Below are 1,490 nucleotides of genomic sequence, written 5' to 3'. Positions count from 1 at the left end.
CCGCAAATGTCAACGATTGCGAACCATCGTTGCCAAGCTGCCGTCTCTGCACCGAGCATGCACAGACCTGCGCTTTGGACCCTTTCATCGAGCTCCCCTGCGCCGACAACACCTCAACCTCACCATCGACGAATCCTGCGATGCGCTTGCGAATGGTTCATCAATTGGCGCTGCTGCTGCTGGCAACGGTCAGCCTGTCCGTGCTGTGCGTCATCGTCGGCGCGCTGCTCAGCGTGCGCGGCGGGGTCTCCGGCTTCGTGAACGCCCGCGAGTCGCTGCGGCTGGATCGTTTCGCGATCTATGTCGGCGAACAGGCCAGCGCCCGCGGCGGCTTGCCGGCAGTGGTCTCCGAGGTCGGCGACATGCGCAAGCTGGTCGACGGATTTCTCGTCCGCGAAGGAGACCCGGAGGAGCGCAACAGCGATTTGCAGGCGAGCCGGGTCCGGCAATCGGGATTCGCGGGTCGCATCCGCATCCTGGATGCAGACGGCACGCGGCTCGCAGGCAGCCCCGCGGAGCCGGACGGCCGCACTCTGGACCGCCAGATCCTCGTCAACGGCCGATCGGTGGGCACGGCCTTGCTGGACCTCGGCAGCAGCCTCCATGAATCGGACGCCGCATTCCTGCGCGGCCAGTACCTGGGTATCGCGGCGGCAGCCTTCGCATCGCTCGCCGTGTCGATGGCCCTGGCCGTGCAGGTGGCCCACCGATGGAGCCGGCCGCTGGGCGCACTGCAGGAGGCGACACGCAAGCTTGCCGCCGGCCAGTTCGAGCCCGCCGACGCGGCATTCGACGGTCCGCAGGAGATGCAGCAGTTGTCGCACGACGTGTCGTCGATGGCAGATTCGCTGCGCCGGCTCGAACTGACCCGCCGCAAATGGATGGCGCAGATCTCCCATGAACTGCGCACGCCGCTGTCGGTGCTGCAAGGCGAGATCGAATCGGTGGAAGACGGCGCCCGAGAACCCAGCCACGCCCTCGTGATGAACCTCGGCGAGGAAATCCGCCACATGGTGCGCATCGTGGACGACCTGCACCTGCTCGCGGTCGCAGACCTCGGCAGCGTGCCCTGCCACATGGTCGATCTCGATCCGCTGGGCACGCTGGAATACATCACCACGAAACTCGTTCGCCACCCGTCGCTCGACGGCCTGCAGATCGAGGTGTTGCCGCCCGCTTCGCGCATCCTGCGCGCCTCCTGGGATCCGGTGCGCATCGAGCAGGTGCTGCGCAACCTGCTGACCAACAGCGGCCGCTACACCACCCGCCCCGGGCGCGTGCGCGTGTGCTGGGGCGTGCGCGAGGACGACCGCCACCTGTGGCTGCGCGTCGAGGACTCGACACCGGGCGTGGCCCCCACCGACCTGCCCCAGATCTTCGAGCCGCTGTTCCGGGCCGATCGATCTCRCCAACGCAGCGGAACGGGCAGCGGATTGGGCCTGGCCATCGTGCGCGCCATCGTGATCGCCCACGGCGGCACCGTCGATGCC

1 protein-coding gene is annotated in these 1,490 nt (G+C 67.8%); it reads left to right on the top strand.

The window, feature by feature from the left end:
• Positions 1–164 precede the first annotated feature (164 nt).
• A partial coding sequence (locus tag AC1D01_RS34270) for an ATP-binding protein (protein ID WP_477873917.1) occupies positions 165–1,490 on the top strand: 1,326 nt, incomplete at its 3' end.

Source organism: Rhizobacter sp. P3_B12, assembly GCF_056402895.1.
This window is presented reverse-complemented; position numbering and strand designations above follow the sequence as displayed.